The organism is Paenarthrobacter sp. NPDC089714 (assembly GCF_044748905.1).
Taxonomy (GTDB): domain Bacteria; phylum Actinomycetota; class Actinomycetes; order Actinomycetales; family Micrococcaceae; genus Arthrobacter.
This window is the reverse complement of the sequence record NZ_JBIVGX010000007.1, coordinates 67,132-88,213: the sequence shown is the minus strand read 5'-3', so window position 1 is coordinate 88,213 and position 21,082 is coordinate 67,132. Positions and strand designations below refer to the sequence as shown.

The window sequence follows — 21,082 nt, the reverse complement described above, 5'->3', positions numbered from 1 at the left end:
CCGGCAGCCGGAAGCGTGCGTCCAAGCGACGAAGGAGCAGCACGCGGAGGCTGGTGGGCGCGGCCGTCAGTCCTTCTTGGTGGCTGACGGCGAGGGCTTCGGCTTGTCCGTGGGCGTCGGTGTGGGAGTGGGACTCGGGGCCGGCGCCTTGGCCACCGTGACAGTGATGGTCTTGCCCTGATCCACTTCGACGTTGAATGCTTCGCTCTGGGCGGTCACCTTGCCGGGTTCCACTTGGCTGTTTTCCTGCTCGACGACGGCCATCACCAAGCCGTTTTCCTTCAGGACGGCCTCGGCTTCTGCTTGCGCGAGGCCGATGAGTTGCGGCATGAGCACCTTGCCCGAGGAGACCTGTAATTCCACGTTGGACCCGGCAGCTATGGGTGCTCCGGGCGCAGGGCCCGTGGTGATCACCAGGCCTGCAGCTACTGTGGGGCTGTTGGTCCGGACGGTGGAGATGGTGCCGGTGATTCCCAGGCTTCGGAGGTAGTCCCTGGCGTCGGGTTCGGTTCTGCCTGCGATGTCCTTGGGGATGGTCACGGAACTGGGCCCGCTGGAGATATTGAGGATCACGTCGGCGTTCTGCTCCAGCAGGGTTCCGGCCGTTGGCGAAGTGCCGACGGCCATGTCCTTGGCCACCGAATCGCTGGCCACACGTGTGGTTTTAGGCACCAGTTTGGCTCCGTACAAGGCCTGGATCGCCTGCGACTCGGACATGTTCGCGACGGTGGGAACAGCCACCTTGGCGGGCGCGGGCGGGGGTGTGTTGACCACGCTGTAGATCCAGAATCCGGCGCCGGCAAGGACCAGGATGGTGAAGATGGCGAGCGTGGCTGCCCACGCACGACGGCGGGAGTTCTGCCGTGGGGTCCGCTCCCGTTCCGGTGGGAGGCCCAGGGGAAGCGGTTCCTCCTGGGCGCGGGTGGCGTAGGCCTGCGGCTCGTTGTAACCGGCCCGCTCGGGGTCCTCGTTGATCTGGTCCACGTCGAGGAACCCGACGGCGGTGGCGCTCAGCAATTGGGTTGCGGGGCCCTCGTCATCCACAAGGTCGTTGGGATCCGTAGGCGCCTCGCTGGCGGCGACGGCAGGTACCGGGATGCCGTTGCTCGCTGCCCTGAGGGCGCGACGGAAGGCCGCGGCATCCTGGAAGCGGTCGCTGCGGTTTTTCTGCAGGGCCTTGGTCAGGACAGAATCGAGGGCCTCGGAGACCTCGGGATTGTGGGCGCTGGCAAGGTCCGGAGTTTCCCGCACGTGCTGGTAGGCCACGGAGACCGGGCTGTCGCCCACGAAAGGCGGACGACCCGTCAGGAGCTCGAAAAGCAGGCAACCCGCCGAGTAGAGGTCACTGCGCGCATCGACGGTCTCGCCCCTGGCTTGCTCCGGCGACAGGTACTGCGCCGTTCCCACCACGGCCTGCGTTTGGGTCATGGTGGCGGACGAATCCGCCATGGCGCGTGCGATGCCGAAGTCCATGACCTTCACGTCGCCACTGTCTCCGCAGACCATCACGTTGGCGGGCTTGATGTCCCGGTGGACGATTCCGGCCCGGTGGCTGTACTCAAGGGCGGACAGCACACCGAGGGTATAACCAATGGAGTCCTCGACCGTCAGCTCTTTGGCCTTGATCATGTCCCGCAAGGTACGGCCTGAGACGAACTCCATGACGATGTACGGGACGCGTACGTCCTCTCCGGGGCCGCCGGGGACCGAGTACTCACCCGTGTCGAAGATGGCCACGATGGAGGCGTGGTTGAGCGCAGCTACGGCTTGCGCTTCGCGCTTGAAGCGGGCCTGGAACTGTGGATCGCGGGCGAGGTCCGCCCGGAGGACTTTGACCGCAATGGTCCGCCCAAGGAGCGTATCCGTTCCGCGGTATACATCTGCCATGCCGCCACGGCCGATCAGCTCACCGAGTTCGTAGCGACCGTTGAGGATGCGCTGTTCAGACACAGGCGTGCTTTCCTCTCGGTGTGCCGGACCGGGCCGTGACGTTGACATGGTGAACTACTTGGTTGCCTGGGCGCTGGGGCTCGCGCTGGACGATGACGACGGGCCAGTGGGGACCACGGACTTGGACAGGTAGTAGGTAACCAGCGAGCCGGCTTCCACGTTGGTGCCCGCAGCGGGCGAAGACCGGACGAACGTCCCGGGCTGCTGCGTCGGGGAGCCGTTGACGGGATCGCCGGCCACCCAACGAAGGCCTGCGCCTTCGATGAGCCCGCGTACCTGGTCCTCGGGCAGGCCCACGCCGATGCTCGGGACAGCCACCATCTCCGGACCCTTGGAGTACTGGACGGTAATGGTGGTGCCGGGGTCAACCGGACCGGTTGGGTTGAGGCTGATGACCTCGCCCGGTGCGGCCGTGTTACTGAAGACCTCCTGGCCGTCAACGCCCAGGCCCATTGCCCGCAGTTCCGAGCTGACCTTCGGGAACTGCTGTCCTTGGAACTGCTCCGGGATCACATTGATCTTGGACTGCGTGGACTGCGAAGGAGTCGGCGTCTGCGAGGTCTGGGACGGCGTTGGTGAGGCTGAGCTGCTGGTGGGGCTCGAGGACACGCTGGGACTGGAGGAGGAACTGCTGGGGCTGGGGCTCGGCGAGAAGAAGCCGGACTGTGAAATCAGGAATCCAACCAAGGCAAAAAGGACCAGCAGGATCAACGCCACGAGCGGCCAGGTCCATGGGCTGCGTTTCTTGCGCTCCGGTTCCTGGTCGTCGTAGTTGCCGTCATCGTCGCTGTAGACGGTCTCGTCGTCGTTGAGTTGGCGTTCTGCTTCCAAGGCGTTGGCACGGGTCAAAGCGTTGTCCGACGAAGCGGCCGCGGCGCCTGCAGCAGCCCCGGCAGCGGCGGCGCCAACCACCGGAAGTGCGGAGGTCGCCGTCGTCGACTGCTCTTTTCCGAACGGCGAGGCAACCACGCCCGTCGGAGCCGTCGCAGTGTTGACCGGAGCGGTGATGGGTCCGGTGGCACCCTCGAAGAGGAGCATGCCGGGAACGGCGGCGTGGGCCGTGGCGATATCCCCGTTGCGGATGGCCTCGGCGGCCTCCGCCAGCTTGATGGCGTTGGCAGGACGGTTCTTCGGATCCTTGGCCAGCATGGACATGAGCAGCGCGCGCACCGGGGTGGGAAGCGTCTCCGGAAGGGGTGGCGGAGCGTCATTCACCTGGGCCAGGGCAATGGCAATCTGCGACTCGCCGGAGAAAGGCCGGTGGCCCGTGAGGCACTCGTAGCCGATGACACCCAGCGAGTAGATGTCCGAGGACCCCGTGGCGGTCTGGCCGGTGGCCTGTTCCGGTGCGAGGTACTGGGCAGTTCCCATGACCTGTCCGGTCTGGGTCAGCGGCACCTGGTCCGCGAGGCGGGCGATGCCGAAGTCCGTCACCTTGACCCGGTTGTCCGGCGTGATCAACAGGTTGCCGGGCTTGATGTCGCGGTGCACCAGGCCCTGCGCGTGCGCCACGGCCAGGGCGCGTGCCGTCTGGGAAATGATGGAGAGCGTCATGTCCGGAGACAGCACCTGCTCACGCTCAAGGATGGCGCTGAGCGGGTGGCCCGGAACAAGCTCCATGACCAGATACGCCGAACCGGCTTCCTCGCCGTAGTCGAACACATTGGCGATACCCACGTGGTTGAGCAGTGCTGTGTGGCGGGCCTCGGCACGGAAGCGCTGCAGGAAGCCGGGATCGCCGGTGTATTCCTCCTTGAGCACCTTGATGGCCACGATCCGGCCCAGGATCTGGTCCTTGGCCTTCCAGACCTCGCCCATGCCACCAATCGCAATGCGACTGGTCAACTGGAACCTGCCGCCGAGTGTGATTCCCGAAGTAGGTCTCACTTATTCAACACCGCCTCAAAAATCTTCTTTGCGTTCGGACTGGTTAGCTTGGCACCGCTGAGCACATCCACACCTTCCATGACGATGGTGACGGCCACTTGCGGGTCGTTTGCCGGGGCGAACCCGGTAAACCATGAGTTGTTCAGGCCTGAATCGCCCAGCTCCGCGGTGCCGGTCTTGCCGGCCACCTTGACGCCGGAAACAGCGGCGCCGTTGGCGATGCCGTTGTCCACGGCACTGGTCATCCACTCGGTGATCTGGCCGGCAATGGGAGCCGTGGTGCTGGTGCGGAGGGCTTCGGGCTTGGTCTCGCTGATGACGCGGAGATCCGGGGACCTGACGGTCTTGACGAGGTTTGGCTTCATTTGCACGCCGCCGTTGGCAATGGCCGCGGTCATGAGGTTGATCTGCAACGGGGTCGCCTTGACGTCGCGCTGGCCCACCGAGGACTGGGCCAGCTGTGCCTGGTCAAGGTCCTTCGGGAAGACGCTCGGTGCCATCTGCAGCTTCAGTTGGTCACCGAAGTTGTCCCCAAAACCAAACTTTTCGGCCTGCGTGCGGATGGCGTCCTGGCCCAGGTCCAAAGCGATGCTGGCGAACGGCGTGTTGCAGCTTTGCTCCAGGGCGAAGGAGAAAGACGCCGTCTCCCGGACATTGCAGTTGCCGCCGGCATAGTTGGGGAGGCTTGCGCTGGATCCCGGGAGCGGCAGGCTGGAGGGGTTCGGGAGCTCGCTGTCCTTGTTGTACTTCCCGGAGTTCAACGCCGCAGCGGTATCGATCAGCTTGAAGACAGAGCCCGGCGACAGCAGGTTGCCCGTAGGGCCGCTCACGTTCTGGTTCAGGTTGATGCCCGGAATCTGGTTCAGCTCGTTGTAGTTGGCCTGCGCCGCCTTGGTGTCATGGGTGGCGATCAGGTTGGGGTCGTAGGACGGTTTGGAAACCATGGCCAGGATGGCGCCGGTCTTCGGGTTCGTCACCACAATGGAGCCGCGCTGGCCGTCCGGGATCAGGTCATAGGCAAGCTTCTGGACGGCGGGGTCCAAGGTCAGCTCCACGGAGGCACCCTTGGGCTCGTTCCCGAGGAACATCTGGCTGACGCGGTCCAGGAACAGCTGGTCAGAGTTGCCCGCGAGCGTATCTCCCATGGACTGCTCAAGGCCTGTGGAACCAAAGCCCTTGGAGAAGTAGCCCGTGATGCCGGCGTACAGCTCGGGTTGGGTGTATTTGCGCTGGAAAGCGCAGGACTCGGTCCCCGTGACGGATTCGGCGATCGGCGTGCCGGCCACGATGATGGCCCCGCGGTCGTTGCAGAAGGACGCGAGGATGGCGCGCTGGTTCCAGGGGTTCTTGTTGAGATCGTCGGCACCGATCACCTGCACGTAGCTGATGGCGCCGAGGATCAGGGCAAACATGGCGACGGCAGCCATCCACGAACTTCTAATAGCCTGGTTCATTGCTGCTTCACCGCCTCTGTTGGTGTGCTGGGGGTTTGTCCGGTGGCCGGCTTACGGGCGGCCGGGGTGCTGCTGGTTGCCGGCGGCTTGTTGACCATGGGTGTAGTGTCCACTGGACCCCGTGCCGTGTTGGAAATCATGAGAAGCAATCCAACAATGATCCAGTTGGCCAGGAGCGACGAGCCACCTGCGGCGAGGAACGGCGTGGTGAGGCCGGTCAGCGGGATCAAACGGGTGACACCGCCGATCACCACGAAGCACTGCAGGGCGATGGCGAAGGACAGGCCACACGCAAGGAGCTTGCCGAACGCATCCCGGGTGCCCAGTGCGGCACGGAAGCCGCGGGTGAACAGCAGCAGGTAGAGCATCACCACGGCGAACAGGCCAATCAGGCCGAGTTCCTCCCCGATGAGTGCCACGATCATGTCGCTGTTGGCAAAGGGAACAAGGTCCGGCCTGCCCTGGCCCAGTCCCGTTCCCACGAGCCCGCCGTCGGCCATGCCGAACAGGCCTTGGACAATCTGCCCACTGCCGCCGGGTGACCGTCCGAAGACTTCCGGGGTGAAGGCGTTGATCCAGCTGTCGATGCGGAACGCGACGTGCGAGAAGATCTTGGAGGCAACAAAGCCACCGCCCAGGATCAGGACCAGGCCGATGACTACCCAGGAGATACGGCTGGTGGCCACGTAGATCATGACGATGAAGAGGCCGAAGAAGAGGATGGACGAGCCGAGGTCGCGCTGGAAAACCAGCACGCCGATGCTCACCAACCACGCGGTGATCATGGGACCAAGGTCCTTGAAGCGCGGGAACTGCATGGGCCCGATCTTGCGTCCGGCCAACAGGATGAGGTCCCGGTTGGAGGACAGGTAGCCCGCGAAGAAGATGGCCAAGGTGATCTTGGCGATTTCACCGGGTTGGAAGGTCATGGGACCTACGCGGATCCACACTTTGGCGCCGAGGACCTCGCCGGCGGAGATGCCCGGAACCAAAGGCAGGATCAGCAGAAGGGCACTGACAGCCAGGGAAATATACGTGAAGCGTCGCAAAATCCGGTGGTCCTTGAGGAACCAGATCACGGCGATGGCCACGGCCATGGCAATGAGCGTCCAACGGAGCTGGTTGTTACCTGTGTCTTCGCCCGGAGCATCCATGCGGTGGATCAGTGCGAGGCCAAGACCGTTGAGTGCAACCACAATCGGAAGTATTACCGGATCGGCATATTTAGCCCGGAGGCGGAGGACCACGTGGAAGGCGAAGGCAGCCACAGCGAGCAAGCTGGACTGGAACCAGAAATCGCTGTCCAGGCCGGACTCGGAATTGATGCTCACCAAAGCACTGGCGCCGATGCCCACGGCCAGGGCCAGGACGATGAGCACCAGCTCGACGTTCCGGCGGGGCTTGGGTGTTGTTTCGGTCTGGATCATTTTGCCGCCTCACATGGAGTCGGGACGGGCGAGGGCGTTGGTGTGGCAATCGCTGCCGTGCTGGGAACAGGAACGCTGGTGCTTGGGGAGGGGGTGGGAGTTGCGGTGGGGGAAGCGCTGGGGCAGCTTGCTGAAGCGCTGCCGTAGTTCTTCAGGTTCTCCACAATCCGCTGGGCGTCATCCAGGTCTCCCGCGGGAACGGTCTGGCGGACGCTCTGCCGGCCGTATTCGGGCAGCGAGTCGACGCGAAGGTCCGTTACCGACTCCAACCGGGAAAGCTGGATGGGGCCGAGCCGCTGTGAGATGCCGTTGTAGATGGCAACGCGCTGGTCGAACTCGCCCACGTAGTAGCGGGTCTGGGTCCAGGCGTAACCGAGCCAGAGACCCACCACCACGCCAAGGACCACGACGGCGGCCACGGCAGGCATGAGCCAACGGATGCGGCGCCGCGGAGGTTCTTCGAGTTCCAGGCGGTCCTGTTCGGCCTTGTGCGTCAGGACCGTTGCTGCCCGGCGGGCCACCGTGCGGCCCGCCACCGTGGGAATCGAGCCGGTCTCGGCAGCTGTCGCCGCCGCGCCAACCAGTTCGTGGGGCCGGCTGGCCAGTTCTTCGCGCAGGACCTCGGCGGACAGGTGCTCGCCCAGGTGCGGATCGGTCGTGGCAGGAGGTTCCTTGTCCTCGGAGGACTCGTCCTTGGCTGGTTCCTTGCTTGGGGCAGCAGGATCTTCGTCGCCAGGACCGTGGGCGCTGAACGAGGAACCTGCGGCAGGTTCCTTGGTGTCTTTTGCTGCGTCCGCCGCCTCGTCCTTGGCGGCTGGCGGCTCATCCGCTGACTTGCTGGCGGTGACCGTGTCCGCCTGTTCGGCTTGGGCGGGTGCCGCGGGAGGTACGACGTCGACGGCGGCCGTGCTGACGTCGTCGTCCGTTTCCTCCGCGATCTCAAGCATCACGACGGTGACGTTGTCCGGGGCGCCCGCTTCAAGAGTCAGGTCCACCAGGGTTTCCACGCACTCGCGAAGGTCCTTGATCTCGCGGACCTTGCGCTCCACGACGTGTCCGGCCACATAGTTCAGGCCGTCGGAGCAGAGCAGCCAGCGTTCGCCGGGTTCGACGTCCAGGATGTCCAGGTCCAGTTCTGGGCTGGCGTCAACATCGCCAAGGACGCGCATCAGGACGTTCTTGTGGGGATGTGTTTCGGCTTCCTCCGGGCGCAGGCGGCCCTCATCGATGAGGCGCTGGACAAAAGTGTGGTCGATGCTGACCTGCTCGAACTTCTTGTTGCGCAGGCGGTAGGCGCGGGAATCGCCGATGTGCGCGAAGTGCAGCTTCCGGCCTTCAAGGAGCAGGGCCGTCACGGTGGTGCCCATGCCGGAAAGCTTGGGATTTTGGTGGACCAGCTCGGAGAGCAGGGAGTTCGCGGTCTGGATCTCGTCCGCGAGGACGGTGTCTGCGCCGTCCGGGTAATCGTCGTGATCCAGGTGGATCATGTCCAGGACCGTTGATGCCGAGGCCACATCGCCGCCGGCGTGACCACCCATGCCGTCGGCAACGACAGCAAGATGGCGGCCCACGTAAGCGGAGTCGTCATTCTTGGAGCGGATCCGACCGACGTCGGAGCGCGCCGCGTAGCGCATGATGAGGGGGCGCTCCGCCGGCGTTTCCTTGCCTTCGGTGGTCTGTGGGGCGGCCATGGACTACGGCCTCAATTCAATGACCGTCTTGCCGATCCTCACGGGGACGCCGAGCTCCACCGGCAAGGCCCGGGTGAGCTGTTGATCGGCCAGGTAGGTGCCGTTGGTGGAACCCAGGTCCTCGATGAACCAGCGGCTGCCTTGCGGAAACAGGCGGGCATGGCGGCCCGACGCGTAGTCGTCTTCCAGGACAAGCGTGGCTTCCTGCGCGCGGCCCAAGAGAATGGGACTGGCTGCGAGGGGAAGCGTGGTGCCCTTCAACGGTCCTTCGGTGACCACGAGGTTCCGGGCATGCTGGATGGCCGGCGGCGGCGACGCAGCCAACTCCGGATGCTTGCGGACCTCACGCGCAGTGGGCGTGCCCGTCACGGCTTTGCGTCCGATCTGGAAGTCGCGGCGCATGGTGGACACGATGCTGAAGATCAAGACCCACAGCAGCAAGAGGAAACCGAAGCGAAGAGCGGTGATGGTCAGTTCGCTGATGTCGTTCACGCGTTGCCACCCGGGTTTTGGGGGAGAAGGCGGAAAATAATCTTGGTACGTCCCATCGTGATGGTTGAGCCGTCTGTGAGTTCCACGCTGCCGTCTACCTTGTGGCCATTCACGTAGCTGCCGTTGGTGGATCCAAGGTCTACGGCCCAGGTGGTGCCGTTTTGCGTTCGGACCTCAAGGTGCTTCCGCGAAACACCGGTGTCATCCACCAGGATGTCTGCTTCCGAGGAGCGGCCCAGCACAACCGACTGGGCATTGAGGGAGTACCGCTGGCCGCCGATATCCAGGACAGGTTGGAGCCTGGTGGGCTGCCGGGCCGGTGCCGCTGGAAGGTTTGGCCGCGGGGCCTGCGGGGCGGGAGCGCCGCCGTCGGACTTTTCGGTCCGGGAGGCGATTTCGAAGTGACCGGCCCGCTCCTCCTCATTCCGGCGGAAGGAGATCCGCACGGGACCCTGCAGCGTGTAGCCCTGGCTGCGCACATGCTGGATAACAACATCGCAGAGTTCCTCGGCGAGGGGCGTGCCCCATTCCTGTGCCCTGGTGAAATCGTCATTGCTGAGGAGAACATCGAAAACGTTGGGGGCGAGGGTGCGTCCCGCCGCAATGGTGATGGACTGGTTGTCCAGTTCGCGCCGCAGTTTGCTCGCGATCTCCACCGGCTCAACACGTGCCCGCGACCCCGTGGAGAAGACGTTGCGGACGGCTTTTTCAATGCCGCGTTCCACTTTGTCCAGCAGACCCATGGTCCTTCTCCTTTCCTCGTCGCGGCACATGTGGTGCCTGGCTCGATAGTCGGTCCATGGTCCCGTCCGTGCACACACTGAAGTGAGCGCCGAACGGCCCTTTCACTTCCCGATACTACTGGGAGTGACTGCGAATGGCCTTAATCCACAACGCCTTGCGACCCGGAAAAGTTCGCCACATGCCCGTCGTGGCGGGCGGGGGCAGGGACTAAATTTCCTCGCTGTTCAGCTGTTGTTGTCTGCCTTTGCGGCCTTGTTCGTGTGTCCCGAAAAGTCGTTCCGGGGTCCTTGCGGCGGCCGATTGGTGTTTTGCCCAAAGTGTCCGTTATGCTTGATCTCGCTGCTTTTGAAGGAAGCGAAGCCGGTTCCCGGTCAAAGTCCTGAAAAAGAAGTTGCGCGCGAGTGGCGGAACGGCAGACGCGCTGGCTTCAGGTGCCAGTATCCGAAAGGGTGTGGGGGTTCAAATCCCCCCTCGCGCACGCAATCTGAAAGAGCCCCGGTCTTTGGACCGGGGCTCTTTCGTTTAATTGCGTCGCAGGGGAACCAACCAGGGGACAGATCGCGTCCTTATCGGCGTTCATCAGGACAAGTGCTGTCCCCCAGTTGGGTGTAGACAGTCAGGACTGGCGCTTCAGGGCACGTCCCAGGCGGGCCGCGGCCTCTTCCAGTTTCTCCGCGGACACGTCACCGTAGGCCAGGCGCAGGTGGCGGTCGGCGTCGGTGCCAGGTCCGGACGGGAAGAACGAACCCCGCTGGTACTCCACACCCTCGGCACTTGCGTCCGCGGCGAGCTGGTCCGGATCCACCGAGTCGTCACTCAGTCGCGGCCACAAGAAGAGCCCGCCCTCCGGCAAAACGGACTCGAACGCCCCGGGGGCTTCCCGGTTCAACGCCGCCTTAAGGGTCTGGGCGCGGTTCCGGTACAGGACGCGTGCCTTATCAAGCGTGGCGTCGAAGATGTCGGGGTCGGACGTCACGAGTTCTCCGATGATCGCCTGGACCAACGTGGAACTGTGCGAGTCCTGCCGGCTCCTGAGGGCCGCAAGATCACGGGCCAGATGCCCGGGAGCGACAGTCCAGCCGAGACGGAGGCCGGGGCCCAAAGTCTTGGTGAACGTGTTGATGTGGAGCACGTGCTCCGAGTTGTTGAACTCCTCCACGCTTTCCTGCTCACCGGCAAAACGGAGCTCGCGATACGGGTTGTCCGCCAGGATCACGAATCCGTAGTGCTCAGCCAATCTCACCAACTCACGCCGGGCCTCACCCGGGAGGGTTCCCTGTGAGGGGTTGTGGAAGTCCGGCACGGTGTAGAGCGCAGACGGACGGGCACCACCGCGGAGAAGATCGCTGAGATGGTCTACATCCAAGCCATGCGGCCCCACAAAGACGGGCAGCGTGCGGGCATCGGACAGCTGCAACCCTCTCAGGAACAACGGGAAGATCGGATTGTCCACGGCCACCAGGTCGCCACGTTCCACCACGGACTGGATGGCCAGGGACAAGCCGTGGAAGCCGCCGTTGGTCATCAGGATGCGGTCAACGGGCACACCCTCGCGTTCGGCGATCCACTCGCGAAGGGGTGAAATGCCTTCAGTCCGTGAGTACTGAAGGGCGGGGACTCCCGGTTTGGCCAGTACTCGCGCTGTCGCTTCGGCGATCGCAGTGGTGGGAAGGACACTGGGATCCGGGATGCCGCCCAGGAGTTCGATAGCGTCTGCCCGCTTGTCGCGCAGCGTTGCGTCGCCGAATCCCTGGGGCGCGGTGAACGCCTCGATCAGGGCGGGCCGGCGGTTGGTGGTCAGGTTCACGGTCATGCTGGTGCCTCCGCTAGTTGTTTGGCTTCTGTCTGGTCCCGGACAGGCGTGGCCAGCGGGATCGCGTCGAGCAGTGCTTGGGTGTAGGGATGTTGGGGACGCAGGAAGATGTCCTCCACGGGCCCGTCTTCTACCACTTGCCCACGCCTGAGCACGGAAACGGTGTCTGCCACCTGCCGGACCAGTGCGAGGTCATGCGAGACGAACAGGTAGGTCAGGCCCAGGTCGCGCTGCAGTTGGGCGAGCAATTCCAGGATTCCCGCCTGGACGCTCACGTCGAGTGCGGACGTGGGTTCGTCCAAAACCACGACGTCGGGACGCAGCACCAGTGCGCGGGCGATGGCCACGCGTTGCCGCTGGCCACCGGACAGGTTTGCCGGCCTGCGTGACGCCACGGAGGCGGGAAGGCCAACGGCTTCCAATGCTTCGCGGACCCGTTGGACCCGTTCGGCTTTGGTGCCCAGACCGAACTGCTCCAGGGGTTCCTGGACGATCCTGCTCACCTTCCACGTGGGATCCAAGGAGGTGAAAGGGTTCTGGTACACGAGTTGGAGGTGGCGGCGGATCTCGCGGACTTCGGTCCGGGACCTGCCCGACGTCGACTGGCCGGCGACAGCGATCTCTCCGCTGTCCGGCTGCTCCAGCCCGAGCAGCAACCGGACTGCAGTGGTCTTGCCGGATCCGGATTCACCGACAAGTGCGTGGGTCCGTCCCCGTTCCACGGAGAACGAGACGCCATCCACGGCCACGATGTCCTTCCCGCCGGCGTGGAACCGTTTGGTTACTCCGCGCACATCAATCTGTGCAGGCCCAGCGGGTGACCCTGTAGCGTCAGTCCGGGAGCCGCCGTCGTGCGTTAACCGCTGGTTCCTGTACCTGTCCGGGTGCAGGGCGGGCACATCTGCCTGAAGGCTGCGCGCATACTCCGTTGCGGGTGCGGCGAAAATTTCGCGCGACGGACCACTTTCCTGGACCGCGCCATCCTTGAGCACCACCAGCGAATCGGCGCGTTCCGCTGCGATGGCGAGATCGTGGGTGATAAGGAGCAGACTGATGTCCAACTCACGCCGGAGCTCGGACAGCATGTCCAGGATCAGCTTCTGCACCGTAACGTCCAAGGCGGAGGTTGGTTCGTCCGCCACGATCAGCGACGGCCCCGGAAGTACCGTCAGCGCAATGAGGACGCGCTGCAGCATGCCACCGGACAGTTGGTGTGGATAGGAGTTGTACACGCGGCCGGGATCCGGCAAGCCCACCTGCTCGAGGACCGCCAGGATCTTCGTGCGCCGGACTTCGGGGTCCGTTTCGCCCAGGAGCGCGGCGGCCTCGTGGGCTTGGGCGCCGATGGTCCGCACGGGGTTGAGGGCGGACGCCGGATCCTGCGGGATGAAACCGAGCTCACGGCCGCGGAAGGGCCGGAACTGCTTCTCCGCAAGGGACAGGAGGTCCTTGCCGTCCAACTCCACTTTCCCGGTGGCGGTGGAGTCGTGCGGGAGCAGCCGGAGGACGGCCTTGGCGATGGTCGACTTTCCGGAGCCAGATTCACCGATCAGCGCGAGGCTCTCGCCTTTGGCGAGCGAAAACCCCACGTCATGGACGACGGCGGCGCGGCCGTACGCGATCGACAAACCTTGCACTGTTAAGAGGGAACTCATGTCACTTCGCCTTTCGCAGCCAGCGGCTGATGCGGTTCACGGACAAGACGGTGATGACGATGACCAGGGCCGGCGCGTACACGAGCCATGGAGCCGTGACGTAGGTCTTGCCGGAGGCCACCAACAGGCCCCAGTCCGACGCCGGAGGAGGATCGCCATAGCCAAGGAAAGCCAACGATGCGATGACCAGGATGGACGTGCCGAACTGCAGGACGGCCAACACCAGCACGGAGCGGTACGCGTTGGGGAGGATGTGCCCCAGCAAGGCGTGAAGCCGGTTGCCGCCTTCCAGATAGGACGCTTCGACGTACGTTGCGCCGCGGACGCGCAGCACTTCTGCACGCATCAGTCGGGCGAAAACTGCGACGGCGGATACTCCCGTTGCGATGGCGGCGTTGATGGTCTGGAACCCAAGGGAACTCACGATGACCACAGCCAGAAGGAAGCCCGGGATGGCAAGGAGTACGTCCACGAAGCGGCCGAGGATCGAGTCGACCCAGCCGCCCCGGAAACCTGCCGCGAGGCCAATGATGCTGCCAACTACCAAGCCGATCAGGACGGCTACCAAGGCACTCGTGACAGAGGACGCCGTGCCGTAGACGACGCGTGCATACAGGTCACGGCCGAGGTAGTCGGTGCCGAACCAGTGTGCTGTGCTGGGTGCGGCCAACTTGCTTGCGGTGTCGCCCGTAACGGGGCTGTAGTGCGTGAAGAGACCGGGTACCAGGGACCACAGGATCACAAGCAGAACCACGGCGAAGGACAGGAGGACCGTGACGGGCGGGAGGCCGTCCGTCAGCTTCGGCTGCGCAGGTTCTTGGTTCAGCTGGGGGTTGCTGAGCAGGGCGGTCATGCGCTTACCTTCTCCCGGAGTTTGACGCGCGGATCCAGCAACGGCGAGGCCAGGTCCGCCAGGAGGTTGACGGCAACGAACACCACGGCTGAGAGGGAAACCACTGCCTGGAGCACAGGCTGGTCCTCCCCGGTCACGGCCTTTTGGACAACAGTGCCGATTCCATCTCTTCCGAAGATGGTTTCGGTGATGACCGAGCCACCCAGGAGTTCACCGACGATCAAGGCCACCATCGCCACGGAGGGCAGCGCCGATGGCTTCACCAAGTGCTTCGCGAACAACCTGGCCTCCGTCAGGCCACGGGAGCGGGCCACGAGTGCGTATTCCTGCCGGGACTCGTGGTCCAGGCTGGCAATCAGGACCTCGGCCACCGGCGCCGAGACGGGGATTGCCAGGGTGATCGCGGCGAACAGCGTTGCTACCGGACTGTTCGGATCAGTCGTGGTGAAGGAGTGCAGGCGGAACGCGAAGAGCTCGATCAGGATGAGGCCGATCACGAAGTTCGGCACGGAAAGAAACAATGACGGGATGGAACGGACAACCGCGGCCCATTTCCCCGGAAGGTACTGGGCGCCGTAGGCGATGCCCACGGCGAAAACGATCGCGATGACCAAGGCGCTCGACGCCAAAGTCAGGGTCGACGGCAGTGCATCCCCGACGATCTGGGTCACCGGGAGGTTGGACTGCAAGGAAAAGCCGAGTTCGCCCGTCAGGAACCGGCCAAGTGACAGGAGCAACTGCACGATCACCGGCTGATCGAGTCCGTAGTAGGACACGATCCGCTGGATGTCCTCCTCGCTGAGCCCGTGCTGCGGGTCGCGCAGCGAATTGGTGATGGCGTCGCCGGGGAGCACGCTGATCACCAGGAATGTCAGGACGTAGGCGAGGAGGACCACGATGACCGCCTGGCCCACACGGGTGAGGGCAAAGCGCCGGTAGTCGCTGGTCACTGTGAAATCCAGGCGGTGTAGAAGTTCGCGTACGCCAGGCCGTTGTACTGGACGTCCTTAATCTTCGGGTTGATCAGGTACAGGCGCTGGACGAGCTGGTTAAGGGGTACAAAGTAGCCCTGCTCCAGGACGTACTTCTGCAGTTCGTCCGCCACCTTCTCCCGGGAGGCGCGGTCCGAGGCGGTGGCGATCGCCGTCGAAAGGTCGTTCAGCTTCTGGTCGCTGGTGCCAAGGCTGAACCAGTCCTCTCCCTTGTTCTGGCTGGTCAGGACACCGGCCACCGTGCCGACGTCGACGAAGCTTCGCGAGGTCTGGAACAGCGGCGGCTTGCTGGCCTGGATCGCTGCGTAGCCGGCGACGTCCACCACCTTGAGGTTGACCTTGATGCCCACCTTCTTGAGCTGTTGGGCGATGAGCTCGTCCTCGGCCTTGGTGGAAGGGACGTACGGGTTGGGCGTGAGCGTGAACTCGAGGGTCTTTCCGTCCTTGGTGCGGTAGCCGTCGGAGCCCTTGGCCCAGCCGGCGTCGTCCAGGACCTTGTTGGCCTTCTCCGGATCGAACGTGAAGGAATCGCTGAACTCACCGGCTTCAGGGACGTTGCCCTGGATGAAGGTGGTGGCCGCGTTCCAGTCATCCGTGTAGACGGTCTTGCGGATCTCTTCGCGGTCAATGCCGTGCTGGATGGCCTGGCGGACAGCGAGTTCATTGGTGGGGAAGGCTGTGGTGTTCACCTGGAAGCCGTCCACGAAGCCAAGGTAGCGGGGCGTTCCAACCGTGAAGCCCTGGGCCTTCAGCGACTCGATTTCCTGCGGCTCCACGTTGAAGGCAACATCCGCTTGTCCGGACACCACCGTGGAGGTCCGGACCGACGTGTCCTTGATGACCTTGTAGGTGATGGTGTCCAGTCGGGCCGGGCCGGTGTGGCCGAGTGCCGCAGGGCCCCAGTTGTAGTCCTTGCGCTTCTCCAATACGTAGCTGTCGCCCTGCTTCCAGGACTTCACCACGAACGGGCCACTGCCGATTTCCTGGCTGAGGTCCGCCTGCGCCTCCACCGGCAGCGCGAGGGTCTTCGGCGAGAGCAGGATGCAGCCGTGATACGCCAGCGTGGCGATAAACCCGAGCGCGGGAGAAGAGAAGGAAACCTTGACCGTTTTGGGGTCGGCGGCCTCGGCGGAAACGAAATTGGTGGACGGGAACAATCCCACCTTGCTGATGCCGCGTGCCGAATCGCCCTTGGCCCAGGCAGTGAGGTTGGCCACCACCGCGGCGGCATCCAGCGGGGTTCCGTCGGAGAACGTGACGCCCTCCTTCAGGTGCAGGACAAAGTCCTTGGCGCCGTTGAGCTCTTCCCACTGCTCGGCAACCCACGGGCTGAGATCGCCCTTCTCATTGACGTAGACCAGCTTGTCCGTGATCTGGCCCCAGAGGTTGCCCTCGTAGCTGGAGATGGAGGTCTTGCTGGAGACCCAGCCAGTGTCGTAGCCCTGGATCAGGAAGGTGATGTTGCCGCCTTCCACAGGGGTGCCTCCGTTGGTGCCGGTGCTGGCGGTAGGCCCGCCGCAGGCGGTGATGAGTGCCGAGGTGGACAGGGCGCCGAGGCCAGCGAGGAAGGCCCGCCTGCGGAATTCGGGGGTAGCGAGGGTGTTCATGGTTGCTCCTTGGATGCGTTGGGTACGGCCGTTGGGGTGGCCGGTTTGTGCTGTTTGGCTAGATGGCTTTGCCGGGGTTGAAAAGCTGTTGCGGGTCAATCGCTGCCTTGATGGCGTGCTGCAACTCGCGGCTGCGCTGGGACAGTTCCAGCGCAGCCCACTCCTTCTTGATGGTCCCCACGCCGTGCTCGCCGGTGACTGTCCCGCCGAGCGAAAGCGCCACCTTCACGAGTTCAGTGGCTGCTTCCAGCAGGGAGGCAGGCGGGTTGGGGCCGTCGTCGGGCGTTTTGTCCAGGGTGATGAGCGGGTGCAGGTTTCCGTCACCGGCGTGCGACACTGCTGAAATGTCGACGCCGAAGCGGGCTTCGAGCGCCGGGAAAGCTGCGTAAACCTTGGCAAGCTGCGACTTGGGCACGGCAATGTCCTCGCCGACGTACCACTTGTCCTGCGGCAGGCCGCGGCCACTGCGCCGCAACTCCCAGAGCCGCACGCCGTCGTCGTCCGCTTCCACGGTGACCCGTCCACCGACAGCACTGAGCGCAGTGGCGAGGTCGGCGGCTTGGTCGCCGATGCCGTACCCGTCCAGTTCGATCAGGATCAGCGCGGCGCCCCGCTCGCGCAGCGCCGTTCCGGAATGGGCGTCGATATTCGCCAGGCTCGGGGTGTCGAAGAACTCGATCGCGGCCGGGCGCACCGGCGAGAGGGTGATGGCCGCCAGGCCATCGGTGCCCTCCGCCGTGCTGTCGAAGAAGGCACTCACGGTCTTTCGGGCCACAGGAAGGGGACGGAGCCTGACAGTGGCCTTGGTGACAATCCCAAGGATGCCTTCCGAACCGACGAACAGGGACGTCAGGTCCAGCCCGGTGACGCCCTTGATGGAGCGGTGGCCAACCGTGATGAGGCTGCCGTCGGCGAGGACGACGTCGAGCGACAGGATTGATTCGCGGGTCACCCCGTATTTCGCGCAACGGAGCCCGCCGGCGTTGGTGGCGATATTTCCGCCGATGGAGGAAATATCAAAGCTTGCGGGATCGGGTGCGTAGAAAAGGCCGTGGGATTCCAAGTGCTTGTTCAGTTCGGCATTGATAACACCCGGCTCTACGACGGCAACTTCATCCAGCGGTGAAACTTCGATAATCCGGTTGAGCTTCTCAGTGGAAATGACCACCTGGTTCCTGCTTGCGGTGGCCCCACCGGACAGGCCGCTGCCGGCGCCCCGGGGGACCACGGTGATGCCGAGTTCCGCCGCCAGCTTTACGGCGTCCTGGACGTCGGCTGCTGCTGCGGGAAGTACGACGGCGGGTCCCGGCGTGTGACTGTTGCCCGCTGTCTTGGCCGTGGCGGCGTCGTGGCTGTAGCGGCTGGTCTCCAGGCTTGGTTCGAGGGCTTCGATGTTCTTGGGGAGTTGCTCAAGGTACGCCTGGATGGTGGTGGCGTTTTCTGTTTGCTGTGTTGTCATGCCGGTGCGCTTTCTGTCCGGGTGCATGACAAGACAGGAATCCCTGCAACGAAGCACCCAAAGGCTTTTGATGAGTCATCAAAAGTTAGCGGCACTCGGAATTTGGATTCCAGTTTCGTGAAACGTCAATCAATAGTTCTCAATGGGGCGACGTGGGGATTCCCATTTCGTTAAATGAGGTCTTGATGCGGCGAAATATGTCTTTGTTGGACGGAGTAATGCGTCACATGACGGCGTGCCCAACTGGGTCGCATTTGTGCGCGTTTTGAACGCCCAAAACGCGCACTATTGCGACCCAGTTGGGGGAGTGGGCCGGGAGGTCAGCCGCGCGCGGAAGCCTTGAACCGGCGTCGAGAGTTGCTCAAGTGCAGGCGCATCGCTGCGGCGGCAGCGCCGGGGTCTGCCTCGGCGATGGCCTGGTAGATGGAGGAATGCTCGTGGACAACCTGGGCGAAGCGCTCGGGCGAATCGGGCTCGTTGCTGGAGACCAGCCGCGGGCGGGGCATGGTGATCATGGTTTGGCCGAGCGCGGAGATGCAGTCCGAATAAAAGGGATTGCCGGACGCGGCAGCGATTGCCCGATGGAATTCGAAGTCGGCCTTCATGGCGTGTGCGGGGTGGCCGGAGCTCGCAGTGAACTGTTCCAAGGCTCCCTGGACTGCCTTCAATTGGCGTTCCGAGTGATTCCGCGCAGCCAGTGCTGCCGCTTCGGTTTCCACGCCGATGCGGAAATCAAGCATCTGCAGGCGGTCTTCCATGGTGGCTACGGCACGCGCTCCTGGCGCATGGACGGGCCCGTCATCGGGCGGGGTCAGCGCAAAGCTGCCCCGCCCGCGTTCGGTCTCTACGAGGCCCTCGGCCTGCAAACGCGTCAGGGCGGAGCGGACGACAGTCCGGCTCACCCCGTATTCGCTGATGAGGGTGTTCTCGCTGGGGAGCTTTTCACCTGGCTGGATGGCACCGTCCACAATGCGGTTGCGGAGATCGGCGGCGAGGTCCGTAGTCAGGTTGCGGCTCATGGGTTCAAGATTACGCGCCGAATTCCACGGACTCGGTGGTCCAGGCTCGGGCCTGGTCGCTCAGCGTGACGCCGAGCCCGGGGCGGTCCGGGACGATCATACGGCCGTTCTTGGTTTCAAGGCGTTCCTCGAACAGCGGGTCCAGCCAGTCGAAGTGCTCCACCCACGGTTCACGCGGGTAGGCGGCGGCGAGGTGAAGGTGGATTTCCATGGCGAAGTGCGGGGCGAGGCCAAGGCCGCGCTCGTCAGCGAGGGCGGCGAGGCGAAGGAATTGCGTGATGCCGCCGACGCGCGGGGCGTCCGGCTGGATGATGTCGCAACTGTTGGCGTTGATAAGGCCCTTGTGCTCGGCCACGGAGGCGAGCATTTCACCGGTAGCGATGGGGGTGTCCAGGACCTGTGCGAGGTGTGCGTGGCCTTCGAAGTCGTAGGCATCCAGTGGTTCTTCGATCCAGATGAGGTTGAACTCCTCCAACTGGCGGCCCATGCGCAATGCGGTGGCACGGTCCCACTGCTGGTTTGCGTCCACCATGAGGGGCACGTCCCAGCCGATGTGCTCGCGGATCCCGGCCACGCGGCGGAGGTCCTCCTTGGAATCCGGCAGGCCCACCTTGATCTTGATGCCGCCGATACCTTCCTCGATGGATTGCGTTGCGCGCGCTTTGACTTCGTCCAGGGTGGCGTTGAGGAAGCCGCCGGAGGTGTTGTAGGTCTGCACGGAGTCGCGGTAGGAGCCCAGGAGTTTGGCCAGGGGGAGTCCTGCGCGCTTGGCTTTGAGGTCGTAGAGGGCGATGTCGATGGCTGCCAGTGCCTGCGTTGCCACGCCAGACCGTCCAACCGAGGCTCCGGCCCAGAGGAGCTTGGTGTAGATCTTGCCAATGTCGTTGGGGTCCTCGCCGATGATGCCCTCTGCGACCTCCTTGGCGTGCGCGTATTGTGCGGGGCCGCCGGCTCGCTTGGAGTAGCTGAATCCGATGCCGCTGTGGCCCTGTTCCGTGGTGATTTCGGCGAACAGGAACACCACTTCGGTCATCGGCTTCTGCCGGCCGGTGAAGACCTTGGCGTCGCTGATGGGTACGGTCAGGGGCAGTCGGGCTGTGGACAGTTTGACGTGCCGGATGAGGTCTACGGGGCTCAAGGGGTCTCCTAAGTTGTTTTACTTAGGATACAAGTTAGGAACTTGTGCTACAAGAGGATGTGGGACTGTCCCCGTAACAAGCAAGGGGCCGCGACCCGGCGAGGGTCGCGGCCCCTGTATGTAGAGGACTGCTACTTGATCAGCGCTGCGGCCTGTTCCATGAGGTCGCTGGCCGTGGCAACACCGCTCGCTTCGGCGCCCTTGCCGGAAGCCGTAGCCGAGATCAGTACCCCGTCCTTTATGGCGTAGGCCATGTACGTGGTCTGCTTCGAGCCGCTGGCTGAAGACATTTCGGTCTTGTAAGCCACAGTTCCGGGAACCGCGCTGATGCCGTCGAACTCTTCAGTCGAGACATTCATCGATTGACCGGCCATGGAGAGGGTCATTTTCGCGCACTTTTGGGCCTGTGCGCCGCTCTGGTCGATGCTGTCCTGGAGTTTCTGCTTATCGAGTCCGGACGTCAGGGTCACCATGGTCATGACGCCCGATTCAGCATCCAGATCTGCCCCGGCAGCGGTGGTTGAACCGGCCAGTGTCGTATTGCCGCCCAGCGTCGCCAGGTCCTTGCACTCGGCAGGTTCGATCGTGAACATGCTCAGGAGGGCCTTGATGGGATTCTCCTGCGCGAGTTCCTCGCTGGACGCTACCGTCAATTCCTTGCCGGACTTGGGCTTGATCTGCTTGACCAATCCAATGAGTTCCTCGTTGGTGTACTTCTTGGCAACTGTGGGCGTAGGCGTGGCCGTGGCTTCCGGCGAAGCGGCGTCGGTGGACCCCGTGGACCCACTGCAACCGCTCACGGCCATCATGACCAAGGCCGAAATTCCGACGCTCTGCAGCGCAAACTTCTTCATTTCCAAATCCCCCATTGGGTCTTGCTCTTACTGCCAGGCGATTCCCA

16 protein-coding genes and 1 tRNA gene are annotated in these 21,082 nt (G+C 63.9%); 1 reads left to right on the top strand and 16 read right to left on the bottom strand.

The window, feature by feature from the left end; translation table 11 throughout:
• Positions 1 to 66 precede the first annotated feature (66 nt).
• The 7 genes from pknB to ACIPY3_RS13730 are packed head-to-tail and all read right to left on the bottom strand — an operon-like array spanning position 67 to position 9,644.
• Positions 67 to 1,998 (bottom strand): Stk1 family PASTA domain-containing Ser/Thr kinase, encoded by a 1,932-nt coding sequence (gene pknB, locus ACIPY3_RS13760; RefSeq protein ID WP_400334887.1) that lies wholly within the window; start codon positions 1,996 to 1,998, stop codon positions 67 to 69.
• Positions 1,999 to 2,004: 6 nt separating this feature from the next.
• Positions 2,005 to 3,837 carry a protein kinase gene (locus tag ACIPY3_RS13755; RefSeq protein WP_400334885.1) on the bottom strand — a complete coding sequence of 611 codons (1,833 nt, stop codon included), beginning with the start codon at positions 3,835 to 3,837 and terminating at the stop codon, positions 2,005 to 2,007.
• Positions 3,834 to 5,291 (bottom strand): penicillin-binding transpeptidase domain-containing protein, encoded by a 1,458-nt coding sequence (locus ACIPY3_RS13750; RefSeq protein WP_400334883.1) that lies wholly within the window; start codon positions 5,289 to 5,291, stop codon positions 3,834 to 3,836. Before ACIPY3_RS13750 ends, ACIPY3_RS13755 begins: the two co-directional genes overlap by 4 nt.
• Complete coding sequence (locus ACIPY3_RS13745; protein ID WP_400334881.1) at positions 5,288 to 6,718, bottom strand: FtsW/RodA/SpoVE family cell cycle protein; 1,431 nt, start codon at positions 6,716 to 6,718, stop codon at positions 5,288 to 5,290. The genes ACIPY3_RS13750 and ACIPY3_RS13745 overlap by 4 nt, the downstream gene beginning before the upstream one ends.
• The gene (locus ACIPY3_RS13740) at positions 6,715 to 8,409 is read right to left on the bottom strand and encodes a PP2C family protein-serine/threonine phosphatase (protein WP_400334879.1); all 1,695 of its coding nucleotides are present in this window, start codon (positions 8,407 to 8,409) and stop codon (positions 6,715 to 6,717) included. Before ACIPY3_RS13740 ends, ACIPY3_RS13745 begins: the two co-directional genes overlap by 4 nt.
• Positions 8,410 to 8,412: 3 nt before the next feature.
• Positions 8,413 to 8,892 carry an FHA domain-containing protein gene (locus tag ACIPY3_RS13735; protein ID WP_387437643.1) on the bottom strand — a complete coding sequence of 160 codons (480 nt, stop codon included), beginning with the start codon at positions 8,890 to 8,892 and terminating at the stop codon, positions 8,413 to 8,415.
• Between the two features lie 5 nt (positions 8,893 to 8,897).
• Positions 8,898 to 9,644 carry an FhaA domain-containing protein gene (locus ACIPY3_RS13730; protein WP_397324250.1) on the bottom strand — a complete coding sequence of 249 codons (747 nt, stop codon included), beginning with the start codon at positions 9,642 to 9,644 and terminating at the stop codon, positions 8,898 to 8,900.
• A gap of 396 nt (positions 9,645 to 10,040) precedes the next feature.
• Between ACIPY3_RS13730 and ACIPY3_RS13725 the strand changes: the two genes are divergently transcribed.
• Positions 10,041 to 10,123 (top strand) — tRNA-Leu (locus ACIPY3_RS13725).
• Positions 10,124 to 10,261: 138 nt separating this feature from the next.
• On the opposite strand, the gene ACIPY3_RS13720 is transcribed toward ACIPY3_RS13725, so the two are convergent.
• The 9 genes from ACIPY3_RS13720 to ACIPY3_RS13680 all read right to left on the bottom strand — a co-directional run bounded on the left by ACIPY3_RS13720 (position 10,262) and on the right by ACIPY3_RS13680 (position 21,035).
• Complete coding sequence (locus ACIPY3_RS13720) at positions 10,262 to 11,458, bottom strand: PLP-dependent aminotransferase family protein (protein ID WP_400334877.1); 1,197 nt, start codon at positions 11,456 to 11,458, stop codon at positions 10,262 to 10,264.
• Positions 11,455 to 13,113 (bottom strand): ABC transporter ATP-binding protein, encoded by a 1,659-nt coding sequence (locus tag ACIPY3_RS13715; protein WP_400334875.1) that lies wholly within the window; start codon positions 13,111 to 13,113, stop codon positions 11,455 to 11,457. The genes ACIPY3_RS13720 and ACIPY3_RS13715 overlap by 4 nt, the downstream gene beginning before the upstream one ends.
• Position 13,114: 1 nt before the next feature.
• Positions 13,115 to 13,966 carry an ABC transporter permease gene (locus ACIPY3_RS13710; protein WP_400334874.1) on the bottom strand — a complete coding sequence of 284 codons (852 nt, stop codon included), beginning with the start codon at positions 13,964 to 13,966 and terminating at the stop codon, positions 13,115 to 13,117.
• Positions 13,963 to 14,916, bottom strand: a complete 954-nt coding sequence (locus ACIPY3_RS13705) for an ABC transporter permease (RefSeq protein ID WP_400334872.1) — start codon at positions 14,914 to 14,916, stop codon at positions 13,963 to 13,965. The genes ACIPY3_RS13710 and ACIPY3_RS13705 overlap by 4 nt, the downstream gene beginning before the upstream one ends.
• Positions 14,913 to 16,565 (bottom strand): ABC transporter substrate-binding protein, encoded by a 1,653-nt coding sequence (locus tag ACIPY3_RS13700; protein ID WP_400334870.1) that lies wholly within the window; start codon positions 16,563 to 16,565, stop codon positions 14,913 to 14,915. Before ACIPY3_RS13700 ends, ACIPY3_RS13705 begins: the two co-directional genes overlap by 4 nt.
• Before the next feature lie 58 nt (positions 16,566 to 16,623).
• Positions 16,624 to 18,024: an FAD-binding oxidoreductase gene (locus tag ACIPY3_RS13695; RefSeq protein ID WP_400334868.1), complete on the bottom strand. Its 1,401-nt coding sequence runs from the start codon at positions 18,022 to 18,024 to the stop codon at positions 16,624 to 16,626.
• 320 nt (positions 18,025 to 18,344) lie between these two features.
• Entirely contained in the window at positions 18,345 to 19,043 is a 699-nt protein-coding gene (locus ACIPY3_RS13690) for a FadR/GntR family transcriptional regulator (protein WP_400334866.1), read from the bottom strand.
• 10 nt (positions 19,044 to 19,053) lie between these two features.
• Positions 19,054 to 20,181 carry a mandelate racemase/muconate lactonizing enzyme family protein gene (locus ACIPY3_RS13685; protein ID WP_400334864.1) on the bottom strand — a complete coding sequence of 376 codons (1,128 nt, stop codon included), beginning with the start codon at positions 20,179 to 20,181 and terminating at the stop codon, positions 19,054 to 19,056.
• Positions 20,182 to 20,312: 131 nt separating this feature from the next.
• Positions 20,313 to 21,035: a hypothetical protein gene (locus tag ACIPY3_RS13680; protein WP_400334863.1), complete on the bottom strand. Its 723-nt coding sequence runs from the start codon at positions 21,033 to 21,035 to the stop codon at positions 20,313 to 20,315.
• Positions 21,036 to 21,082 lie beyond the last annotated feature (47 nt).

Coding starts and splice junctions, on each gene's coding strand:
- ACIPY3_RS13740 (WP_400334879.1), bottom strand. CDS start 8,409: ATGGCCGCCCCACAGACCACCGAAGGCAAGGAAACGCCGGCGGAGCGC.
- ACIPY3_RS13745 (WP_400334881.1), bottom strand. CDS start 6,718: ATGATCCAGACCGAAACAACACCCAAGCCCCGCCGGAACGTCGAGCTG.
- ACIPY3_RS13695 (WP_400334868.1), bottom strand. CDS start 18,024: ATGACAACACAGCAAACAGAAAACGCCACCACCATCCAGGCGTACCTT.
- ACIPY3_RS13750 (WP_400334883.1), bottom strand. CDS start 5,291: ATGAACCAGGCTATTAGAAGTTCGTGGATGGCTGCCGTCGCCATGTTT.
- ACIPY3_RS13680 (WP_400334863.1), bottom strand. CDS start 21,035: ATGAAGAAGTTTGCGCTGCAGAGCGTCGGAATTTCGGCCTTGGTCATG.
- ACIPY3_RS13720 (WP_400334877.1), bottom strand. CDS start 11,458: ATGACCGTGAACCTGACCACCAACCGCCGGCCCGCCCTGATCGAGGCG.
- pknB (WP_400334887.1), bottom strand. CDS start 1,998: ATGTCAACGTCACGGCCCGGTCCGGCACACCGAGAGGAAAGCACGCCT.
- ACIPY3_RS13715 (WP_400334875.1), bottom strand. CDS start 13,113: ATGAGTTCCCTCTTAACAGTGCAAGGTTTGTCGATCGCGTACGGCCGC.
- ACIPY3_RS13690 (WP_400334866.1), bottom strand. CDS start 19,043: ATGAGCCGCAACCTGACTACGGACCTCGCCGCCGATCTCCGCAACCGC.
- ACIPY3_RS13710 (WP_400334874.1), bottom strand. CDS start 13,966: ATGACCGCCCTGCTCAGCAACCCCCAGCTGAACCAAGAACCTGCGCAG.
- ACIPY3_RS13730 (WP_397324250.1), bottom strand. CDS start 9,644: ATGGGTCTGCTGGACAAAGTGGAACGCGGCATTGAAAAAGCCGTCCGC.
- ACIPY3_RS13700 (WP_400334870.1), bottom strand. CDS start 16,565: ATGAACACCCTCGCTACCCCCGAATTCCGCAGGCGGGCCTTCCTCGCT.